This window comes from Mycolicibacterium anyangense (genome assembly GCF_010731855.1).
GTDB classification, from domain to species: domain Bacteria; phylum Actinomycetota; class Actinomycetes; order Mycobacteriales; family Mycobacteriaceae; genus Mycobacterium; species Mycobacterium anyangense.
The window spans coordinates 49,981-68,844 of sequence record NZ_AP022620.1; the positions used below are offsets into that span (position 1 = coordinate 49,981).

Annotated in this window: 20 protein-coding genes; all 20 read right to left on the reverse strand. The window is 67.3% G+C overall.

Annotated elements, in window-relative coordinates; genetic code table 11:
* Positions 1-26 precede the first annotated feature (26 nt).
* Complete coding sequence (locus tag G6N35_RS00135; protein ID WP_163802259.1) at positions 27-791, reverse strand: enoyl-CoA hydratase; 765 nt, start codon at positions 789-791, stop codon at positions 27-29.
* Positions 791-2,356, reverse strand: a complete 1,566-nt coding sequence (nuoN, locus tag G6N35_RS00140) for an NADH-quinone oxidoreductase subunit NuoN (protein ID WP_163802260.1) — start codon at positions 2,354-2,356, stop codon at positions 791-793. The genes G6N35_RS00135 and nuoN overlap by 1 nt, the downstream gene beginning before the upstream one ends.
* A complete protein-coding gene (locus G6N35_RS00145) occupies positions 2,353-3,918 on the reverse strand; it encodes an NADH-quinone oxidoreductase subunit M (RefSeq protein ID WP_163802261.1) in 1,566 nt (521 codons plus the stop codon). Before G6N35_RS00145 ends, nuoN begins: the two co-directional genes overlap by 4 nt.
* A 4-nt stretch (positions 3,919-3,922) precedes the next feature.
* The gene (gene nuoL / locus G6N35_RS00150) at positions 3,923-5,806 is read right to left on the reverse strand and encodes an NADH-quinone oxidoreductase subunit L (protein ID WP_163802262.1); all 1,884 of its coding nucleotides are present in this window, start codon (positions 5,804-5,806) and stop codon (positions 3,923-3,925) included.
* A 1-nt stretch (position 5,807) separates the two neighbouring features.
* Positions 5,808-6,107: an NADH-quinone oxidoreductase subunit NuoK gene (nuoK, locus tag G6N35_RS00155; protein ID WP_163802263.1), complete on the reverse strand. Its 300-nt coding sequence runs from the start codon at positions 6,105-6,107 to the stop codon at positions 5,808-5,810.
* Positions 6,104-6,862, reverse strand: coding sequence for an NADH-quinone oxidoreductase subunit J (locus tag G6N35_RS00160; RefSeq protein ID WP_163802264.1), 759 nt, complete (start codon positions 6,860-6,862; stop codon positions 6,104-6,106). Before G6N35_RS00160 ends, nuoK begins: the two co-directional genes overlap by 4 nt.
* Complete coding sequence (gene nuoI, locus G6N35_RS00165; protein ID WP_163802265.1) at positions 6,859-7,383, reverse strand: NADH-quinone oxidoreductase subunit NuoI; 525 nt, start codon at positions 7,381-7,383, stop codon at positions 6,859-6,861. Before nuoI ends, G6N35_RS00160 begins: the two co-directional genes overlap by 4 nt.
* A complete protein-coding gene (nuoH, locus tag G6N35_RS00170) occupies positions 7,376-8,617 on the reverse strand; it encodes an NADH-quinone oxidoreductase subunit NuoH (RefSeq protein ID WP_163802266.1) in 1,242 nt (413 codons plus the stop codon). Before nuoH ends, nuoI begins: the two co-directional genes overlap by 8 nt.
* Positions 8,614-10,998, reverse strand: coding sequence for an NADH-quinone oxidoreductase subunit G (locus G6N35_RS00175; RefSeq protein ID WP_163802267.1), 2,385 nt, complete (start codon positions 10,996-10,998; stop codon positions 8,614-8,616). The genes nuoH and G6N35_RS00175 overlap by 4 nt, the downstream gene beginning before the upstream one ends.
* 82 nt (positions 10,999-11,080) lie before the next feature.
* Entirely contained in the window at positions 11,081-12,391 is a 1,311-nt protein-coding gene (gene nuoF, locus G6N35_RS00180) for an NADH-quinone oxidoreductase subunit NuoF (protein WP_163802268.1), read from the reverse strand.
* The gene (gene nuoE / locus G6N35_RS00185; protein ID WP_163802269.1) at positions 12,391-13,101 is read right to left on the reverse strand and encodes an NADH-quinone oxidoreductase subunit NuoE; all 711 of its coding nucleotides are present in this window, start codon (positions 13,099-13,101) and stop codon (positions 12,391-12,393) included. Before nuoE ends, nuoF begins: the two co-directional genes overlap by 1 nt.
* Positions 13,102-13,108: 7 nt before the next feature.
* Positions 13,109-14,419: an NADH dehydrogenase (quinone) subunit D gene (nuoD, locus tag G6N35_RS00190; RefSeq protein ID WP_163802270.1), complete on the reverse strand. Its 1,311-nt coding sequence runs from the start codon at positions 14,417-14,419 to the stop codon at positions 13,109-13,111.
* Positions 14,419-15,087: an NADH-quinone oxidoreductase subunit C gene (locus G6N35_RS00195; RefSeq protein WP_163802271.1), complete on the reverse strand. Its 669-nt coding sequence runs from the start codon at positions 15,085-15,087 to the stop codon at positions 14,419-14,421. The genes nuoD and G6N35_RS00195 overlap by 1 nt, the downstream gene beginning before the upstream one ends.
* Complete coding sequence (locus G6N35_RS00200) at positions 15,084-15,638, reverse strand: NuoB/complex I 20 kDa subunit family protein (RefSeq protein WP_163802272.1); 555 nt, start codon at positions 15,636-15,638, stop codon at positions 15,084-15,086. The genes G6N35_RS00195 and G6N35_RS00200 overlap by 4 nt, the downstream gene beginning before the upstream one ends.
* Entirely contained in the window at positions 15,629-15,988 is a 360-nt protein-coding gene (locus G6N35_RS00205) for an NADH-quinone oxidoreductase subunit A (protein ID WP_163802273.1), read from the reverse strand. Before G6N35_RS00205 ends, G6N35_RS00200 begins: the two co-directional genes overlap by 10 nt.
* A 160-nt stretch (positions 15,989-16,148) precedes the next feature.
* Positions 16,149-16,553, reverse strand: coding sequence for an Rv3143 family two-component system response regulator (locus tag G6N35_RS00210; RefSeq protein WP_246224145.1), 405 nt, complete (start codon positions 16,551-16,553; stop codon positions 16,149-16,151).
* Positions 16,554-16,629: 76 nt separating this feature from the next.
* Complete coding sequence (locus G6N35_RS00215) at positions 16,630-17,148, reverse strand: YceI family protein (protein WP_163802274.1); 519 nt, start codon at positions 17,146-17,148, stop codon at positions 16,630-16,632.
* 16 nt (positions 17,149-17,164) lie between these two features.
* Complete coding sequence (locus tag G6N35_RS00220) at positions 17,165-17,545, reverse strand: nuclear transport factor 2 family protein (protein WP_163802275.1); 381 nt, start codon at positions 17,543-17,545, stop codon at positions 17,165-17,167.
* Positions 17,542-17,895 (reverse strand): DUF6285 domain-containing protein, encoded by a 354-nt coding sequence (locus G6N35_RS27080; RefSeq protein WP_220098499.1) that lies wholly within the window; start codon positions 17,893-17,895, stop codon positions 17,542-17,544. The genes G6N35_RS00220 and G6N35_RS27080 overlap by 4 nt, the downstream gene beginning before the upstream one ends.
* Positions 17,892-18,863, reverse strand: coding sequence for a phosphotransferase family protein (locus tag G6N35_RS00225; RefSeq protein WP_220098500.1), 972 nt, complete (start codon positions 18,861-18,863; stop codon positions 17,892-17,894). Before G6N35_RS00225 ends, G6N35_RS27080 begins: the two co-directional genes overlap by 4 nt.
* Position 18,864: the final 1 nt, after the last annotated feature.

The following is an 18,864-nucleotide window of genomic DNA, read 5'->3' on the forward strand; positions in this document are numbered from 1 at the left end:
CGAGCAGTGGGCCGATTACGTCGGTATCAGCGGTCGATCTGGCGCTTGTTGCGCTCGGCCACCGCACGCTGGCGCGCCGCCAACTCGTCGGTGCTGACGTGGGTGGTCGCCCCCACTGCGCGCTCAGCGGCCAGCGCAGCATCGGTGACCGCGGCCGTGCCGGTGCGGTAGATCTCCTTCATGCCCGCCATCACCGGCCCGGGCACGTCGGCGATCTGACCGGCCAGCTCGAGCGCGCGATCCAGAAGATGCTCGTGGGCAACCACTTCGGTGACCAGACCGATCTTCTCCGCCCGCGCCGCGTCGACCACCTCACCCGTCATCGACAGCCGTCGGGCCATCGCCCACCCGACCGTCAGGGGCAGCCGCGCCGTCATGCCGCTACCGGGCAGGATGCCCACCCGGGTGTGGGTGTCGGCAAAGATCGCGCGCTCTGAGGCGATCAGGAAATCACACGCCAGGGCAATCTCCAGGCCGCCGGTGAACGTTGCCCCGTTGATCGCCCCGACCACCGGGGTCGCGATGTCGACAATGCGGGTCATGCAATTCATCGCGTCGAAGCGAGCGAAATACTCCATGCCGAGCTGCTGGGCCTGCTTGAGATCCACTCCGGCGCAGAACGCCGGGTCGGCGCCGGTGAGGACCACCGCCCGCACCGAGTCGTCGGCCTCGGCCTCGCCCAAAGCGGCATACAGCCCTTCGAACAAGTCGGTGCTCAAGGCATTGCGGGCCTCGGGCCGGTTCATCGTCAGGACCCGGACCGCGCCGTGGTCGTTCCTCAAGAGAGTCATCAGGACAAGAATCTAGCGGCGCCGTTCGCCAGATCCAGCAGCGGCTGGGGGAGAGCACCGAGCGCGAAGGTGATGGCGGCCGTCAGCGTGATCGTGGCAACGCTCAGTGCGCTGGGGGTGATGACCTCCGGTGCGTCCGGGGGCGGGTCGGTGAAGAACATCAGCACGATCACCCGCACATAGAAGTACGCCGCGATGGCCGAGGCCACCACGCCGACCACCACCAGGGGGATGGCCCCGCCCTGAGCGGCCGCCTTGAACACCGCGAACTTGCTGACGAAGCCGCTGGTCAGCGGGATGCCCGCGAAGGCGAGCAGGAACAGTGAAAAGACCACGCCGACAAGGGGATAACGCCTGCCCAGGCCGGCCCAGCGGGCCATCGAGGTCTCTTCGGCGCCGTCGGTGTCGCGCACCACGCTGACGACGGCGAAGGCGCCCAGGGTGGAGAACGCGTAGGCGAACAGATAGAACAGCGTCGCCGAGAGGCCCGGGCGGTTGCCCGCGATCACACCGGTCATGATGAACCCCGCGTGTGCCACTGCCGAGTAGGCCAGCATGCGCTTGACGTCGGTCTGGGTGACCGCCGTGACGGTGCCGACCACCATCGTCAGGATCGCGACCACCCACAGTACCGGCCGCCAGCCATGCTGCAGGGCAGGCAGGGCCACGTAGAACACCCGCAGCATCGCCCCGAACGCGGCGACCTTGGTGGCCGCCGCCATGAACCCGGTGATCGGAGTGGGGGCACCCTGATACACGTCTGGTACCCACGAGTGGAAGGGCACTGCGCCGACCTTGAACAGCAGACCGACGGTGACCAGTGCGGTGCCGACCATGGCCAGCGTGGTGTCGCCGGCCCGGTTGGCGATGGCCTGCTGGATACCGGTCAGACTCATCGTCCCGGCATAGCCGTAGAGCATCGCGATGCCGAACAGGAAGAACGCCGACGAAAATGCGCCGAGCAGAAAGTACTTCAGCGCCGCCTCCTGCGACAGCAGCCGACGCCGCCGCGCCAGACCGCACATCAGGTACAGCGGCAGCGAGAACACCTCCAGCGCGACGAACATCGTCAAGAAATCGCCGGCCGCCGGAAACAGCATCATCCCGCCGACGGCGAACATCGTCAGGGGGAAGACCTCGGTCTGGATCAGCGCCGCCTTGGTCGCCACCTTCTCGGCCACGCTGCCGGGCACCGTCGAGGCATCCGGGGTGAACGCATCCAATGCCACTGCGCCATCAGGTGATTCGGCGGGAGCGCGCCGTTCGGCGATCAGCAGCACACTGAGCACCCCGATCAACAGGATGGTGCCCTGCAGGAACAGGGTGGGCCGGTCGATGTCGACGGCTCCGGCGACCACCGACTGCCCCACGCCGTCGCCGAGGTCACGGGCCAGCCGGAGTACCGCCAGCAATGCCACCACCAGACCGGTCAGGCTCAGCGCCACCTGACTGGGGTAGCGGGCTTTACGGGGCAGGAACGCCTCCACGAGCACACCGGCCACTGCCACACTGAACACGATCAACATCGGTGCCAGCTGGCTGTATTCGACGCTGGGCGCGGTCATGGCCGTGCTCCTTCCGCGACGGTGGGAGCCGGGTCCGGCTGGTGGATCGATGTCAGCGTGGCGGTCACCGCCGGATTGATCACGTCCAGAGCGATTTTCGGGTACACACCAAGACCGATCAGCAGCGCGATCAGCGGTGCCACCACCAGAAGTTCCCGGCGGCCCAGATCGCGGACGTGCTCGTTGCCGTCGGTGACCGGACCGGTCATCATGCGCTGGTACATCCACAGCACGTAGAGCGCCGAGAGCACCAGGGCGATGGTCGCACACACCGCGAATATCGGATAGCGGGTGAATGTGCCGATCAGAACCAGGAATTCACTGATGAACGGCGCCAGCCCGGGTAGCGAGAGGGTGGCCAGCCCGGACACCAGGAAGGTGCCCGCCAACACCGGGGCCACCTTCTGCACGCCGCCGTAGTCGGCGATGAGGCGGCTGCCGCGCCGGCTGACCAGGAACCCGGCGATCAGGAACAGTGCCGCCGTGGAGATGCCGTGGTTGACCATGTACAGCGTGGAGCCGGCCTGGCCCTGGCTGGTCATCACGAAGATGCCCAGGATGATGAAGCCGAAGTGGCTGATCGAGGTGTAGGCGATCAGGCGCATCACATCGGTCTGACCGATGGCCAGGACGGCGCCGTAGATGATGCCGATCACCGCCAAGCCCACGATCACCGGCCGGAAATACGTTGATGCGTCGGGGAACAACGGCAGGCAATAGCGCAACATGCCGAAGGTCCCGACCTTGTCCATCACCGCCATCATCAGCACCGCCGACGCCGGGGTGGCCTGCACCGCCGCGTCGGGCAGCCAGCGGTGGAAGGGCCATAGTGGGGCCTTGACCGCGAAGGCGAACATGAATCCCAGGAACAGTGCGTTGGCCACGCCGGGTTGCAGTACGAACTTTCCGGTGGCTACGGCGTCGGCGATCTCCCGGAAGTCGAAGGTGCCGGCGTCAAAGGCCTTGCTGGCCGATGTCACCACGTACAGCCCGATCACCGCGGCCAGCATGACGAGGCCGCCAAAGAGGTTGTACAGCAGGAACTTCACTGCCGCTTTGGATCGGTTCTCGGCACCGAAGCCACCGATGAGGAAGTACATCGGGATGAGCATGGCCTCGAAGAACACGTAGAACAGCAGGATGTCCAGCGCGACCAGCGACATCAACACCATGCCCTCGACGGCTAGCGTCAGGGCGATATAGCTGTGCGTCCCGCGGCCGGACAATCCCGGCCGGTCGTCGGCGTCGTTCCATCCCGCGATCAGCAGCAGCGGCACCAGCACGGCGGTCAGGACCACCAAAACCAGTGCGATACCGTCCACTCCGAGGATGTACCCGGTGCCGAACGACGGGATCCACGGGTGGTTCTCGACGAATTGGAATTGCGCGCCGCCGGGCTGGAAGCGCACCGCCAGCACCAGAGCTAGGGCCAGCACCGCCAACGCCACGACCAGTCCGGCGTACTTGGCGAACTGGCGCAGTGACGCGGGAAGCACGATGATCACCGCCGCGCCGAGCACGGGTATCGCCCACAGCAGCGTGAGCCACGGGATGGTCGTCATCGTCTCACCCCCACGTCCGGATCAAGACCACCGCGATCACCAGCGCCGCGCCGGCCAACATGGACAGTGCGTACGATCGGGCGAATCCGGTCTGGACGGTGCGCAATCCGCCGGACACTCGGCCGACCAGTGCGGCCAGTCCGTTGGCGGCGCCGTCGACGGCCTTGTCGTCGACCACGAGCAGGGCTCTGGTGAGTCCCTGACCGCCGCGCATGACGGTGGCCTCGTTGAGCGCGTCACCGTAGAGGTCGCGGCGCGCGGCGACGGTCAGTGCCGAGACGTCCTGCGGTGGTGTCTCGGAAACGTTGTGCATGGCGTACTGGCGGTAGGCGACGGCCACACCGATGGCGACGACGCCCAGTGCGGTGACGGTCATCATCCAGACCGGGATGGTGTGTCCGGCCTCGTGGCTGCCGACGACGGGCTCCAGCCAGTCCTGCAGGGTGTGGCCGATGGCCAGGAAGGCCCCGGCGCCCACCGAGCCGACCGCGAGCACGATCATCGGCCAGGTCATCACCGCCGGGGATTCGTGCGGGTGGGTGTTGGGCTTCCAGCGGGGGGTGCCGAAGAACGTCAGCAGCATCACCCGCGTCATGTAGAACGCGGTGATCCCGGCGCCCAGCAGTGCAGCGCCGCCGAGCGCGAAGCCCCTGACCCCGCCGGAGTTGAAGGCGGTTTCGATGATGGCGTCCTTGGAGAAGAAGCCGGCGAACGGCGGCACACCGATGATGGCCAGATAGCCGAGCCCGAAGGTGGCGAAGGTGATCGGCAGCAGCGGACGCAGCCCGCCGTAACGGCGCATGTCGGTCTCGTCGTCCATCGCGTGCATCACCGATCCGGCGCCGAGGAACAGGCCGGCCTTGAAGAAGCCGTGGGTGAGCAGATGCATGATGGCCACCGCGTAGCCGGCCGGGCCGAGGCCGGCGGCCAGCACCATGTAGCCGATCTGGGACATGGTCGAGGCGGCCAGCGCCTTCTTGATGTCGTCCTTCGCGCAGCCGATGATCGCGCCGAACAGCAGGGTCACCGCGCCGACGAGGACGACGGCGGTCTGCGCGGCCGGCGCGGCGTTGAAGACCGGCCCGGAGCGCACGATCAGGTACACCCCGGCGGTGACCATGGTGGCGGCGTGGATGAGTGCGGAGACCGGAGTGGGGCCCTCCATGGCGTCACCGAGCCAGGACTGCAGCGGCACCTGGGCGCTCTTGCCGCAGGCACCCAGCAGGAGTAACAGGCCGACGGCGGTCAGGGCGCCGTTGGTCATGCTGGGCACGGCGGCGAACACGGTGCTGAAGGTGACCGACCCGACCGAGGCGAACAACACCATCAGCGCGATCGCCAGGCCCATGTCACCGACCCGGTTGACCACGAACGCCTTCTTGGCGGCGGTGGCCGCGCTGGGTTTGTGCGACCAGAAGCCGATCAACAGGTAGGACGCCACACCGACGCCCTCCCAACCCATGTAGAGGCCGAGGTAGTTGTCGGCGAGGACCAGCAGCAGCATGGCGGCCACGAACAGGTTGAGGTAGGCGAAGAAGCGTCTGCGGCCCGGGTCGTGGGCCATGTAGCCGACCGAGTAGATGTGGATCAGTGCACCGACCCCGGTGATCAGCAGCACGAAGCACACCGACAACGCGTCCAGCTGCAGGCCGAAGTCCACCTTGAGCACCCCGACCGGAACCCACGAGAACAGCACTTCGTGCACGCCGCGTTCCTCGGCGGGCAGGCCGAGCAGGTGAGTGAACAGCACTGCGCCGCAGGCGAAGGCGCCGATCACGGTGGCACAGCCCAGCAGATGCCCCCACCTGTTGGTGGCCCTGCCGCCCAGCAGCAGCACCACCGCCCCGGCCAGGGGCAGCGCGATGGTCAACCACAGAAGCGTCTGCATGCTAATGCCGTAGCAGGTGGGCGTCGTCGACGTTGGCGCTGCGTCGGGTGCGGAAGATGGTCATGATGATGGCCAGACCGACCACCACTTCGCAGGCCGCCACCACCATGGTGAAGAAGGCGACGACCTGGCCGTCGAGGTGGCCGTGCATCCGGGAGAACGTGACGAACGTCAGATTGCAGGCGTTCAGCATCAGCTCCACACACATGAACATGACGATGGCGTTGCGCCGCAACAACACTCCGGATGCGCCGATGGTGAACAGCAACACCGACAGATACAGGTAGTTGGCCGGGTTCACTTCGCACCGTTCCTGCCGTCGGGCACCGACACCTTCTGCCGCTGGACGATCGTGGACACCGAGGTGGTCTCGTCGGAGCCGTCAGGCAGCCGCGCGAAGGTGTCGACGGCGTTGTGGCGGGCGAAGACGCCGGGCGCGGGCAGCGGGGTGGCGCGCTGGCCGGTGCGGAACCGTTCGATCACCAACTCGCGCTGGGACTTGCGTCGCTCGAACCGTTCCCGGTGGGCCAGCACCATCGCGCCGAGGGCCGCGGTGATCAGCAGGGCGCTGGTCAGCTCGAAGGCCCACAGGTCGCGGGTGAAGATCAGGGTGGCCAGGCCCTCGACGTTGCCGCCCTGGTTGGCTTCGGCCAGCCCCGTGAAGCCGGTTGTGGCCACGTTGCCGATACCGGCGATCAGCAGGATCCCGAAACCCGATCCGGCGACGATGGCCGCAACCCGTTGTCCGCGAAGCGTTTCCACCAGGGACTCCGAGGAATCCACGCCGATGAGCATCAGCACGAACAGGAACAGCATCATCACCGCCCCGGTGTAGACCACCACCTGGACCACCCCGAGGAAAAGCGCGTCCTGGGCCACATAGAGCATGGCCAGCGCGATCATCGTCGAGGCCAGGAAGATCGCGGAGTACACGGACTTGGGGGCGGCGACCACTCCGATCGCGCCGGCGACCGCGATAGTGCCCAGGATCCAGAACGCCACCGCCTCGGGTGTCGAGGTGCGGTTCAGGGTCTCAGCGGCCAGCAGCGTGATCATCGGGGCACCTCCTGGCTCGGGGTCACGCGGCCCAGGTAGTAGTCGTCGTCGGTAGTGCCCGGCGCCATCGCGTGCGGTGGTGCCTGCATGCCCGGCTGCAACGGCGCCAGGAGCTTGTCCTTGCCGTAGATGAGGTCACCGCGGTTGTCGTCGGCCAGCTCGTAGATGTTGGTCATGGTCAACGCCCGGGTGGGACACGCTTCGATGCACAGCCCGCAGCCGATACAGCGCAGATAGTTGATCTGATACACCCGGCCGTAGCGCTCCCCGGGTGAATACCGCTGTGTCTCGGTATTACTGGCGCCCTCGACGTAGATCGCATCGGCTGGGCACGCCCACGCGCACAGCTCGCAGCCGATGCATTTCTCCAACCCGTCGGGGTAGCGGTTGAGCTGATGGCGGCCGTGATAGCGCGGCGCCACCGGTCCGGGCTTCTCCGGGTACCCCTCGGTGATGGGTCGTTTGAACATCGACCCCAGCGTTACGCCGAAGCCCTTGACGGCATCCACGAATTTAGGCATCTGCGGTCTCCCTCGCGGTCGTGGCGTTGGGCGCCGGCTGCCCGGGCAGTGGCGGGATCGGGAATGCGCCGGTAGCAGTCGGCGGTGGCGGGGCAGGAGCGTGGTGGTGAATGAGCCTGCGGCGCAGCGCATTGACCGCCAGCAGGGCCAGCAGCAGACCAGCGGCGGCGATCAGGCCGGGGATGACGCCGGTGATGTTGGCCGAGTGCAGAACTGCGACGATCATGATCCAGACCAGGGACACCGGAATGAGCAGCTTCCAGCCCAGCGCCATGAACTGGTCGTAGCGCATCCGCGGCAGCGTGGCGCGCAACCACATGAACACGAACAGGAACGTCCACACCTTGGCCACGAACCACAACAGCGGCCACCACCCGGTGTTGGCGCCACCGATCAGGCTCAGCGGCCACGGCGCATGCCAGCCGCCCAGGAACAGGGTGGTCGCCAGCGCCGAGACGGTGGTCATGTTGACGTACTCGGCGAGCATGAACATCGCGAATTTCAACGAGCTGTACTCGGTATGGAACCCGCCGACCAGCTCACCCTCGGCTTCGGGGAGATCGAACGGCGCCCGGTTGGTCTCGCCGACCATCGCGGTGACATACACCGCGAATGACGGCAGCAGCAGGAAGACGTACCAGGTCTTCTCCTGGGCAGCGACGATCCCGGAGGTCGACATGGTGCCCGAATAGACGAACACCGCGGCGAATGACAGCGCCATCGCGATCTCGTAGGACACCACCTGGGCACTGGACCGCAGCCCGCCCAGCAGCGGATAGGTCGAGCCCGACGCCCAGCCTGCCAGCACGATGCCGTACACCCCGATCGAGGTGACGGCCAGGATGTAGAGCACCGCCACCGGCAGGTCGGTCAGCTGCAGCGGGGTGCGGTGGCCGAACACCGACACCACCGGACCCATCGGGATCACCGCGAACGCCGTGATGGCGGGGATGACCGAAATGATCGGTGCCAGAAGATAGATCGGCTTGTCCACGCCGGCTGGGGTAAGCCCCTCCTTGAGGGCCAGTTTGATGCCGTCGGCCAGCGACTGCAACAGGCCGAAGGGGCCCACTCGGTTGGGGCCGTAGCGCAGCTGCATGCGGCCCAGGATCTTGCGTTCGGCCAGGATGGCCACCAGGACCGTCAGCAACAGGAACACGAAGATCGCCAACGCCTTGCCCAGGATCAGCCACCACGGATCGTGGCCGAAGACCGCCGGATCGGGATACCTCACTGTGCCTCCCGCTCGATCTGGACCACCGCGCCGGTGGTCACCGCCAGCTGTTCGTGCACCGCGCTGCCGGGGGAGCGCAGCGGCAGCCACACCACCCCGTCCGGCATCTCGGTGATCGCCAGCGGCAGGGTGATCGCGCCGCGCCCGCTGGACACGCTGACCGGTTCGCCCTCGCCAGCACCGATACCCGCCGCGGTGGCCGCCGACAACCGCACCACCGGCGGCCGTGCCGTCCCCGCCAGATACGGCTCACCGTCTTGTAAACGACCGTCGTCCAACAACATCCGCCAACCGGCCAGCACCGCTTCGCCGCTGTCCAGGGTCGGCGCGGGCGTGGGTGGCACCTGCGGGACGGCGGCCCGCTCACCGTCCCAGACGCCGAGGCCGAGCAGCTCGGCGCGGGCCTGATCGGCGGTGCGGAAGCCGAGGTCGGCGCCGAGTTCGTCGGCCATGGTCTGCAGAACCCGCAGATCGGAGAACGCGTTGGAGGCGAGCGCTGGGTCGAACGGTCGGATCCGGCCTTCCCAGTTGGTGAACGAACCCGCCTTCTCCGCGACCGGCGCGACCGGGAACACCACATCGGCCAGCGCGGTGACCGCAGATTCCCGCTGTTCCAGGCTCACCACGAAGCCTGCTGCCTCGATGGCGGCGAGTGCGGCGTGCGGGTCGGACATGTCGGCCGGTTCGACGCCGCCGATCAGCAGCGCATCGAGGTGACCGTCGGCGGCGGCGGTGAGGATGGCGTCGGTGTCCCGTCCGGCTTCGGCGGCGATGGCGTCGATATGCCAAGCGGCCGTGAGCTGTTCGCGAGCTGCGGAGTCCGCTACGGGCCGGCCGCCGGGGAGCAGGTTGGGCAGGCAGCCGGCGTCCAGCCCGCCGCGTTCCCCGGCGCGCCGCGGCACCCAGGCCAGCCGGGCGCCGCTGCGCTGGGCCACCCGTGCCGCGGCCGACAGCGCACCCGGGCTGGTGGCCAGCCGTTCGCCGACCAGCATGATGGCCCCGGGCTGGGTGAGCAGGGCGTCATCCAGGCTGTCGAGGGCCTGGGCCTCAGTACCCGGCGCGGTCGGGATGACGCGCGCAGCAAGCTTCACCGAGCCACGGGAGGCCAGCGGCGCGATCGTCACCACCTGAAGTCCCCGCTTGCGGACTGCCTTGCGCAGCCGCAGGAACACGATCGGCGACTCCTCCTCGGGCTCCAGCCCCACCAGCAGCACCACCGGTGCCGCTTCCAGGTCGGCGTAGCTCACCGTGCGCCTGCCCGCTACATGCGCAGCCAGGAACTGGGCCTCTTCCGCGGAGTGAGGACGGCTGCGCATGTCGATATCGTTGGTGCGCAGGACCATTCGAGCGAACTTGGCGTAGGCGTAGGCGTCCTCGGTGGTGGCCCGGCCGCCGACCAGAACCCCGGTGCGTCCGGCGGTCAGTCCGGCCACAGCGGTGGCGATGGCCTCCGACCACGACGCTGGGCGAAGGCTACCGTCGTCGTCGCGCACCAGGGGAGTGGCGATCCGGTCGCCGACCCCGGTGTAGGTGAAGGCCCAGCGGCCCTTGTCGCAGTTCCATTCCTCGTTGACCTCGGGGTCGTCACCGGCCAGCCGGCGCAGCACCACGCCGCGGCGATGGTCGGTGCGCTGCGAACAGCCCGACGCGCAGTGCTCACAGACACTCGGGCTCGACACCAGGTCGAACGGGCGGGCCCGGAATCGATAGGCGGTTCCGGTCAGCGCGCCCACCGGGCAGATCTGGACGGTATTGCCGCTGAAGTACGAGTCGAACGCCTCACCGGGGGCGATGCCGACCTGCTGCAGCGCTCCGCGCTCGAGCAGCTCGATGAACGGATCGCCGGCGATCTGGTTGGCGAACCGGGTGCAGCGTGCGCACAGCACACAGCGCTCCCGGTCCAGCAGTACCTGGCTGGACAGGTTGATCGGTTTGGGAAAGGTTCGTTTGATATCGGTGAAGCGGGTCTCGGACCGGCCATTGGACATGGCCTGGTTCTGCAGCGGGCATTCCCCGCCCTTGTCGCAGACCGGGCAGTCCAGCGGGTGGTTGATCAGCAGCAGTTCCATCACCCCGTGCTGGGCCTTGTCGGCTGCCGCCGAGGTGAACTGGGTGCGCACCACCATGCCGTCGCTGACAGTGGTGGTGCACGAGGCCATCGGCTTGCGCTGGCCCTCGACCTCGACCAGGCACTGCCGGCAGGCACCGACCGGATCGAGCAGGGGATGGTCGCAGAACCGCGGGATCTGCACGCCGAGCAGCTCGGCCGCCCGAATCACCAAGGTGCCCTTGGGAACCGACACCTCGACGTCGTCGATCACCAGGCTCACCATCTCGACCGGCGGAGTTGCCGGCACCTGGGTTTCCGGGGCCTGCGTCATCGCCGCCTCCCGTTGAGTGTGCGTCCAGGGTGGGAGATAGGCCGAAATCGCGCCCTCAGCGCACACTCAATGCACGCGCACGTCATGCTCCCACCCCTTCCGGTGCGGCCAGCATCGAGGCATACGGGTCGAACGGGCAGCTGCCCTCCAGGTGTGCCTCGTACTCGTCGCGGAAGTACCTGATCGACGACATGATCGGCGAAGCGGCGCCATCGCCCAACGCGCAGAACGACTTTCCGAAGATGGTGTCGGAGATGTCGAGCAACTTGTCGATGTCCTCCTCGGTGCCGCGGCCGGTCTCCAGCCGTTCGTAGATCTGGGCCAGCCAGTACGTGCCTTCCCGGCACGGGGTGCACTTGCCGCAGGATTCGTGGGCGTAGAACTGGGTCCAGCGCCGGACCGCCCGCACCACGCAGGTGGTCTCGTCGAAGATCTGCAGTGCCTTGGTGCCCAGCATCGACCCCACCGAGGCCATGCCCTCGTAATCGAGGGGCACGTCGAGGTGTTCGGCGGTGAGCAACGGCGTCGACGACCCGCCCGGGGTCCAGAACTTCAGTTCGTGACCGGCGCGGACACCCCCGGCGTAGTCGAGTAGTTCGCGCAGTGTGATGCCCAGCGCGGCCTCGTACTGGCCGGGCCGGGTGACATGCCCGGACAGTGAATACAGCGTGAAGCCCGGCGACTTCTCGGTGCCCATCGACTTGAACCAGTCCACCCCGTTGTGCAGGATCGGCGGCACGCTGGCGATCGACTCGACATTGTTGACGACGGTGGGGCTGGCATACAGACCTGCCACGGCGGGAAACGGCGGACGAAGCCGGGGCTGACCGCGCCGGCCCTCCAGGGAGTCCAGCAATGCGGTTTCCTCACCGCAGATGTAGGCCCCTGCGCCGGCGTGCACGATCAGGTCCAGGTCGACGCCCGAGCCCAGGATGTCGGTGCCCAGATAGCCCGCCCGGTAGGCCTCGGCCACAGCGTTCTGCAGGCGGCGCAAGACCGGCACCACCTCACCGCGCACATAGATGAAGGCGTGCCGGGCGCGGATTGCGTACGCCGCGATGATGGCCCCCTCCACCAGAAAGTGCGGGGTGGTGAACAGCAGCGGAATGTCCTTGCAGGTGCCGGGTTCGGACTCGTCGGCGTTGATCACCAGATATTTCGGTTTGGCCCCGGCGCCGGTGGCATCCTGGGGAATGAAAGACCACTTGGTGCCGGTGGGAAAGCCCGCACCGCCGCGGCCGCGCAGACCGGACTCCTTGATCGTGGCGATCACGTCGTCGGGCTTCATCTCCAGGGCGGTGCGCAACGCGCGGTAGCCGTCGTGCCGCAAATAAGTCTCCAGCGTCCACGGCTCGGGTTCATCCCAGAAGCGGCTCAGTACCGGCGTCAGCATCAGCCCTCTCCGTCCTCACTCAACGCCTGGGCGACCCGCAGACCGGCAAGCGTGGCGTCACCGGGCAGGCTGGTGTCGGTGACATCGGGGCCGACGCCGGCCAGCGTGCGTGCGGTCTGCCGGAATGGGCACAGCGCGGCACCCCGGGTGGGCGTGACGGTCTGGCCGTCCCGCAGCGCCTGAACAAGATCCCTTGCACTAGATGGCGTTTGGTGGTCGAAGAACTCCCAGTTGACCATCACCACCGGGGCGTAGTCGCAGGCGGCGTTGCATTCGATGTGTTCCAAGGTGATGCGGCCGTCGGACGTGGTCTGCCCCGGATGGATCGCCAGCTCGGTTTCCAGCGCCTCGAGGATGGCGTCGCCGCCCATGATCGCGCACAGCGTGTTGGTGCACACCCCGACCAGGTAGTCACCGGTCGGGGTGCGCCGGTACATCGAGTAGAAGGTGGCCACCGCGCTCACCTCGGCATCGGTGAGCCCTAATTGACTGGCACAGAACGCGATTCCTGCCTTGGTGAGGTATCCATCCTCGGACTGCACCAGATGCAGCAGGGGCAGGAGCGCCGAGCGCGGCTGCGGGTATCGGCCGATGATGCTCGCCGCATCGGTAGCCAGCCGCTCGGTGACCTCGGCTGGATAGGCGTCGCGCCCGCCGATCGGCGGACCGGATTCGTCCGGCCGCGGGCCCAGTACGAGATCGACGCTCATCGGGCTCTCACCTGTCCACGCCTCCCATCACCGGGTCGATCGAGGCCACCGCGGCGATCACGTCGGCGACCATGCCGCCCTCGCACATCGCCGCCACCGCTTGCAGATTGGTGAACGACGGGTCGCGGTAGTGCACGCGATAGGGTCGGGTTCCGCCGTCGGAGACCATGTGCACGCCGAGCTCCCCGCGCGGGGATTCCACCGCGGTGTAGACCTGCCCGGCCGGGACGCGGAAGCCCTCGGTGACCAGCTTGAAGTGGTGGATCAGGCCTTCCATCGAGGTGCCCATGATCTTGGCGATGTGCGCGGGGGAGTTACCGAGCCCGTCGGGGCCCAGCTTGAGATCCGCCGGCCAGGCGAGCTTCTTGTCGGTGATCATCACCGGTCCCGGCTCCAGCCGGTCCAGACATTGGCGCACGATCTTGATCGACTCGTACATCTCCTTGACCCGGATCAGATACCGCCCGTAGCAGTCGGCACCGGTATCGGTGATGACGTCGAAGTCGTAGCTGTCGTAGCCGCAGTACGGCTGGGACTTGCGCAGGTCGTGCGGCAGACCGGTGGAGCGCAGCACCGGCCCGGTGATGCCCAGCGCCATGCAACCGGTCAGATCCAGATAGCCGATGCCCTGGGTGCGGGCCTTCCAGATATAACTTTCGGTGAGCAGGTCGCCGAGCTCGTCGAGGTGGCCCGGCAGCACGGCCAGCAATTCGGCGAGCCGGCTCTCGGCGTCCTCGGGCAGGTCCGCGGCCACCCCGCCGGGCCGGATGTAGGCATTGTTCATCCGTAGCCCGGTCACCGCCTCGAAGAACGACAGGATCAGGTCGCGATCGCGGAAGCCGAAGAACATCGGCGACATCGCGCCCAGCTCCATACCACCGGTGGCCAGCGCCACCAGATGCGAGGAAATCCGGTTGAGTTCCATCAGCAGCACCCGGATCACCGTCGCCCGCTCGGGAATATCGTCGGTGATGCCCAGAAGACGTTCCACCCCAAGGCAATACGCCGTCTCGTTGAAGAACGGCGACAGATAGTCCATCCGGGTCACGAACGTCACGCCCTGGGTCCAGGTCCGGTACTCCAGATTCTTCTCGATCCCGGTGTGCAGATAGCCGATCCCGCACCGGGCTTCGGTGACCGTCTCGCCCTCGATCTCCAGGATCAGCCGCAACACCCCGTGTGTCGACGGGTGCTGCGGACCCATGTTGACCACGATCCGCTCACCGGCCTCACCCGAGCGTGCGGCGGCCACCAACTCGTCCCAGTCCTGACCGCCCAGGACGACCACGCCGTCACCGTCGTCGATAGATGCGCTCATCAGTGATACGACCTGCGTTCGTCGGGTGGGGGAATCTGGGCGCCGTGGTATTCCACCGGGATTCCGCCCAGCGGATAGTCCTTGCGCTGTGGGTGGCCCACCCAGTCGTCGGGCATCTCGATGCGTGTCAGCCCGGGATGGCCGTCGAACACGATCCCGAAGAAGTCGTAGGTCTCGCGTTCATGCCAATCGCAGGTCGGATACACCGAAAACAGCGACGGGATATGGGGATCGGCGTCCGGGCAGGCCACCTCCAGATGCACCCGCCGGTTGTGCGTGATCGACATCAACGGATAGAAGGCGTGCAACTCCCGGCCCGAGTCCTGCGGATAGTGCACACCCGAAACCCCGCAACACAACTCGAACCGCAGCGCTTCGTCATCGCGCAATGCGGCTGCCACAGCGGGCAGGTGCCGGCGTTCGATGTCCAACGTCAACTGGTCGCCGAACACCACGACGCGCTCGACGGCGGCCCCGAACGTATCGGCACCGAGGACGGCGGCGAGTCGGTCGACAACCTCGTCGAAGTAGCCGCCGTACGGGCGTGGTGTGCTGCCCGGAAGGGCGACCTCCCGGACCAGACGGCCGTACCCGGAGGTGTCGCCGCTGCCGTTGATCCCGAACATGCCGCGGCGCACGCCGATGACTTCTTTCTCGGGGTCGCTCACCGCAGCAGACCCTTGAGCTCGATGGTCGGAGTCACCGACAGCGCGGCCTGCTCGGCGGCGGCGACCACCTCCTCGCGGTGCACCCCCAGCGGCATCTCGGCGATCTTGGCGTGCAGCGTCAGGATCGCGTGCAGCAGCATTTCCGGTCGCGGCGGACAACCCGGCAGGTAGATGTCGACGGGCACGATGTGATCCACGCCCTGTACCACCGCGTAGTTGTTGAACATCCCCCCGCTGGAGGCGCACACACCCATCGCCAACACCCATTTCGGTTCGGCCATCTGGTCGTACACCTGTCGCAGCACCGGAGCCATCTTCTGGCTCACCCGCCCCGCCACGATCATCAGATCGGCCTGCCGCGGAGTGGCCGAGAACCGCTCCATCCCGAACCGGGCGATGTCGAACCGCGGGCCGGCCGTCGCCATCATCTCGATCGCACAGCACGCCAGCCCGAACGTCGCCGGCCACAGCGATCCCTTGCGGACGAACCCGGCGACTTTTTCCACCGTCGACAGCAGGATGCCGCCGGGCAGCTGCTCCTCTAGTCCCATTCCAGGCCGCCCCGCCGCCACACGTACCCGTAGGCCACGAACACCGTCGCCATGAAGATCAGCATCTCCACCAGCGCAAAGGTGCCCAGCTGGTCGAACGCCACCGCCCACGGGTAGAGGAAGACGATCTCGATGTCGAAGACGATGAACAGCATTGCCGTCAGGTAGTACTTGATCGGGAACCGCTGTCCGCTCGCGTCACCGGCGACCGGTTCGATACCGCATTCGTAGGCCTCGAGTTTGGCTCGGTTGAACCGCCGGGGACCGATCACCAGGGCGATGACCACCGACACCACCGCGAAACCCGCCGCAATGGCTCCCAGCACCAGGATGGGTGTGTAAAGACTCATACCGCTTGCCACTCCTCGCTCGAGGTGTCGATGTGAGGTAAGACACAGCGTAGCGATCTTGTGACGTGGGTCTACACGTTTTCGTTAGGATGACTTCAAGAACTGAGCGCGGTCCGCCTCGATCGAGACGGCAAGGGCGACAGTTGAATTGGCGTTCGGGTTACTGGACTGGCGCGCGCAGCAAACCCACGACCGCCTCGCCGAGCCGGATCGGGTCGATCGGATGCGGCACCGCAGCCTCGGCTCGCGACCAGTTGGCCAGCCAGGCATCATCCGGACGGCCGGTCAGCACCAGCACCGGAGGACAGTGGTCGAGTTCGTCCTTGAGCTGCTTGGCCAGACCCAGCCCGCCGACCGGGGCGGCCTCCCCGTCGAGGATGACGAGGTCGAATCCGCCACGGTCCATCAGCGCCACCACCATCGGACCGGTGGCGACATCGGTGTAGGTGAGCTCCGGCAGTTCGGGGTGCACCCGCTTGCCCAGCGCCAGCCGCACCTGCTCCCGGGTGCGGGCATTGCTGCTGTACACCAGGACACTGAGGGGCCGCGCGACGGAGCCGGACACGCCGCCGATGCTACTGCGAATCCGGTGATTTCGGCGCGGTTGTCGTCGCTAGGCAACGACAACCGCGCCGAAATCACTATTGGGTGAAGACGAGATCGGCCGTCAGGGTCGTGGTGACCGGCAGCATGCCCAGTTGCGTGCCACCCACGCCGAACCTGGTGCGGTCGACGGTGGTCTGTGCGGTCACCCGCACAGCGTCGTCGCCCACACGGTCGAGGGTCGCGGTCAACGGCAGCGGCGCGGTGGTGCCGCGCACCGTGATCTCGGCGCGCAGGTCGACGGCGTCGGTATCGGTCGGTTCGGCGCCGGTGACCACGACACGCAGGGTGGGATGCGCGTCGGCGTCGAAGAAGTCGGCCGAGCGGAGGTGGTGGTCGCGTTTGCCGATGCCGGTGCGCAGCGACGCCACCGGCACCTCGAGATGACCGGATACCGCGCCGTTCGGCGCGATCTCACCCTGACCGCTCACATCGGTGAATTCGCCCTTGACGTTCACCAGCCCCCAGAAGGTCTTGTTGCTGAAGCGCAGCGTCGAACGCGCTGGATCCAGCGTCCAGATGCCCGGAGTCTCGGTCAACGATTGCAGGACGGTCATGTCGCCTCCGGGTGAATCACGCCAACAACGGGTTCAGTTCGGCGGGGTCGAGGTACTCGTCGATCCGCCGGATCAAGCCATGCTCGCTCAACTTGATCACGAGACACGCCCGCAGCGCCACTTCCGCGCCCCGAGCGGTGGTGACGTGCAGGAGGTGCTGCTGGACGAACCCGCCGTCGAACACCTGGCGGTCCAGCACCTCGTAGCGCCGCCGCGCGGTCGCATCGACCAACCACTCGATGACGGCGAGTGCGCGCGACTTGTCGCGTTCCCGGCCGCCGCCCTGCCGCCACACCATCACGTCGTCGGCCCACATCGCCGTCAGCGCGGCGATATCGCCGCGTTCGATCGCGGCGAACAACCGGTCGGCGACCTCGAGAATCGGGTCCTTGCTCATGACAGCCCGGCGTCGGCGCCGTCGTACCCGGGATGGGCGATGGCCAGCCGGTGTCCCACGAGTGCCCGCAGACACCGCAGCACCTCATCGGCGCGGCCATCGAGGTCACCGGAGCGGATCGCCGCGGCCAGTGCGCTCTCGTCGGGGTAGCCGATTCGGGCCAGTGCGCTCAGCGGTTGGTCCGCGGTGTCGTCGAGTAGTTCGCGTTCGACGGTGCGCAGTGCGTTGGCAGCCACCAGAGCGTGGAAATTGACCGACCCGGTGGTGTTGGCCCGCACGTCACCTTCGAGGAACTCGGCGACGGCGGCGACCAATTCGGCGGCGGTGGGCCGTCCGTTGAGCCCACTCATGACACACCCTCCAGCAGATCCAGGACGTCCCACTCGGTTTCACACACTCGTCGGCCGATTGCGGCCAGCTCCACCGACCGGGTGTGTCCAGACAGGTGGCGTTCGGCCTGAAACCGGCAGATCACCCCCCACCGCAGTGTCGCCAAGACCAACCACCAACGCAGGGCGTCCCGGTCGACGACGGGCCCACCGGCCGCCTCGTAGGCCGCGATGAACTCGTCGATGCCGCCCAGGCCCCCGGCGGCCAGACGGGCCGGTGCACCAAACCGCCAGGCGCGGATGCAGAACCAGGCCAGGTCCTCGTAGACCTCGCCGATATGCACCAGTTCCCAGTCCAGCACGGCGGCCAGGGTGGAACCGTCGATGATGAGGTTGCCCATCCGGTAGTCGCCGTGCACCAACACCGCGGGGGAGCGTGGTGGGCGGTTGTCGGCCAGCCAGCGGAATGCCCATTCGAATGTGGCTGTGGTGTCGCCCATGTCGTCCAGGCGACGGCGCCATTCATCGAGCTGGTCCTGCACGGCCAGCCCAGGGGCGTCGGTGCGGGCCCGGTGGATCGCGGCAAGGGCGGCCGCGCACTGGTGCAGCAGGGCGTTCCTGCCGTCGTCGTCCAGAGCCCGCTGGATGCGCCGCACGATGGTCTCACCGGCGATCTCGTCACAGATCAGGAACGGATTGCCCAGTGCGGCAGCAGAATCGGAGGCCGTCAGCACGGTGGGTACTGGTGCACCCGCCGCAGCCGCCGACGCCTGCACCGCGGCCTCGAGTTCCATCCCCGCATGCACGTCGTCGGGTGACCCCGTCCGCAGGATCAGCCGGCGGCGGGTCGATCCGGTCCGGGCCTGGAACGACCACGTGGTGCGGCTGGCCCCGCCGGTGAGCGCCGTCAGGTTCACCACCTCGGTGGCGTCACCCAACAGCGGGCGTAGCACGGCCGTCAGGTCGGCGGCGAGCTGTTCGGCGGCCATG

Excerpts from the sequence above, each read along its gene's own strand:
- G6N35_RS00135 (WP_163802259.1), bottom strand. The coding sequence starts at position 791 with ATGACTCTCTTGAGGAACGACCACGGCGCGGTCCGGGTCCTGACGATG.
- nuoN (WP_163802260.1), bottom strand. The coding sequence starts at position 2,356 with ATGACCGCGCCCAGCGTCGAATACAGCCAGCTGGCACCGATGTTGATC.
- G6N35_RS00145 (WP_163802261.1), bottom strand. The coding sequence starts at position 3,918 with ATGACGACCATCCCGTGGCTCACGCTGCTGTGGGCGATACCCGTGCTC.
- nuoL (WP_163802262.1), bottom strand. The coding sequence starts at position 5,806 with ATGCAGACGCTTCTGTGGTTGACCATCGCGCTGCCCCTGGCCGGGGCG.
- G6N35_RS00160 (WP_163802264.1), bottom strand. The coding sequence starts at position 6,862 with ATGATCACGCTGCTGGCCGCTGAGACCCTGAACCGCACCTCGACACCC.
- nuoI (WP_163802265.1), bottom strand. The coding sequence starts at position 7,383 with ATGCCTAAATTCGTGGATGCCGTCAAGGGCTTCGGCGTAACGCTGGGG.
- G6N35_RS00175 (WP_163802267.1), bottom strand. The coding sequence starts at position 10,998 with ATGACGCAGGCCCCGGAAACCCAGGTGCCGGCAACTCCGCCGGTCGAG.
- nuoF (WP_163802268.1), bottom strand. The coding sequence starts at position 12,391 with ATGCTGACGCCGGTACTGAGCCGCTTCTGGGATGAACCCGAGCCGTGG.
- nuoE (WP_163802269.1), bottom strand. The coding sequence starts at position 13,101 with ATGAGCGTCGATCTCGTACTGGGCCCGCGGCCGGACGAATCCGGTCCG.
- nuoD (WP_163802270.1), bottom strand. The coding sequence starts at position 14,419 with ATGAGCGCATCTATCGACGACGGTGACGGCGTGGTCGTCCTGGGCGGT.
- G6N35_RS00200 (WP_163802272.1), bottom strand. The coding sequence starts at position 15,638 with ATGGGACTAGAGGAGCAGCTGCCCGGCGGCATCCTGCTGTCGACGGTG.
- G6N35_RS00205 (WP_163802273.1), bottom strand. The coding sequence starts at position 15,988 with ATGAGTCTTTACACACCCATCCTGGTGCTGGGAGCCATTGCGGCGGGT.
- G6N35_RS00215 (WP_163802274.1), bottom strand. The coding sequence starts at position 17,148 with ATGACCGTCCTGCAATCGTTGACCGAGACTCCGGGCATCTGGACGCTG.
- G6N35_RS00220 (WP_163802275.1), bottom strand. The coding sequence starts at position 17,545 with ATGAGCAAGGACCCGATTCTCGAGGTCGCCGACCGGTTGTTCGCCGCG.
- G6N35_RS27080 (WP_220098499.1), bottom strand. The coding sequence starts at position 17,895 with ATGAGTGGGCTCAACGGACGGCCCACCGCCGCCGAATTGGTCGCCGCC.
- G6N35_RS00225 (WP_220098500.1), bottom strand. The coding sequence starts at position 18,863 with ATGGCCGCCGAACAGCTCGCCGCCGACCTGACGGCCGTGCTACGCCCG.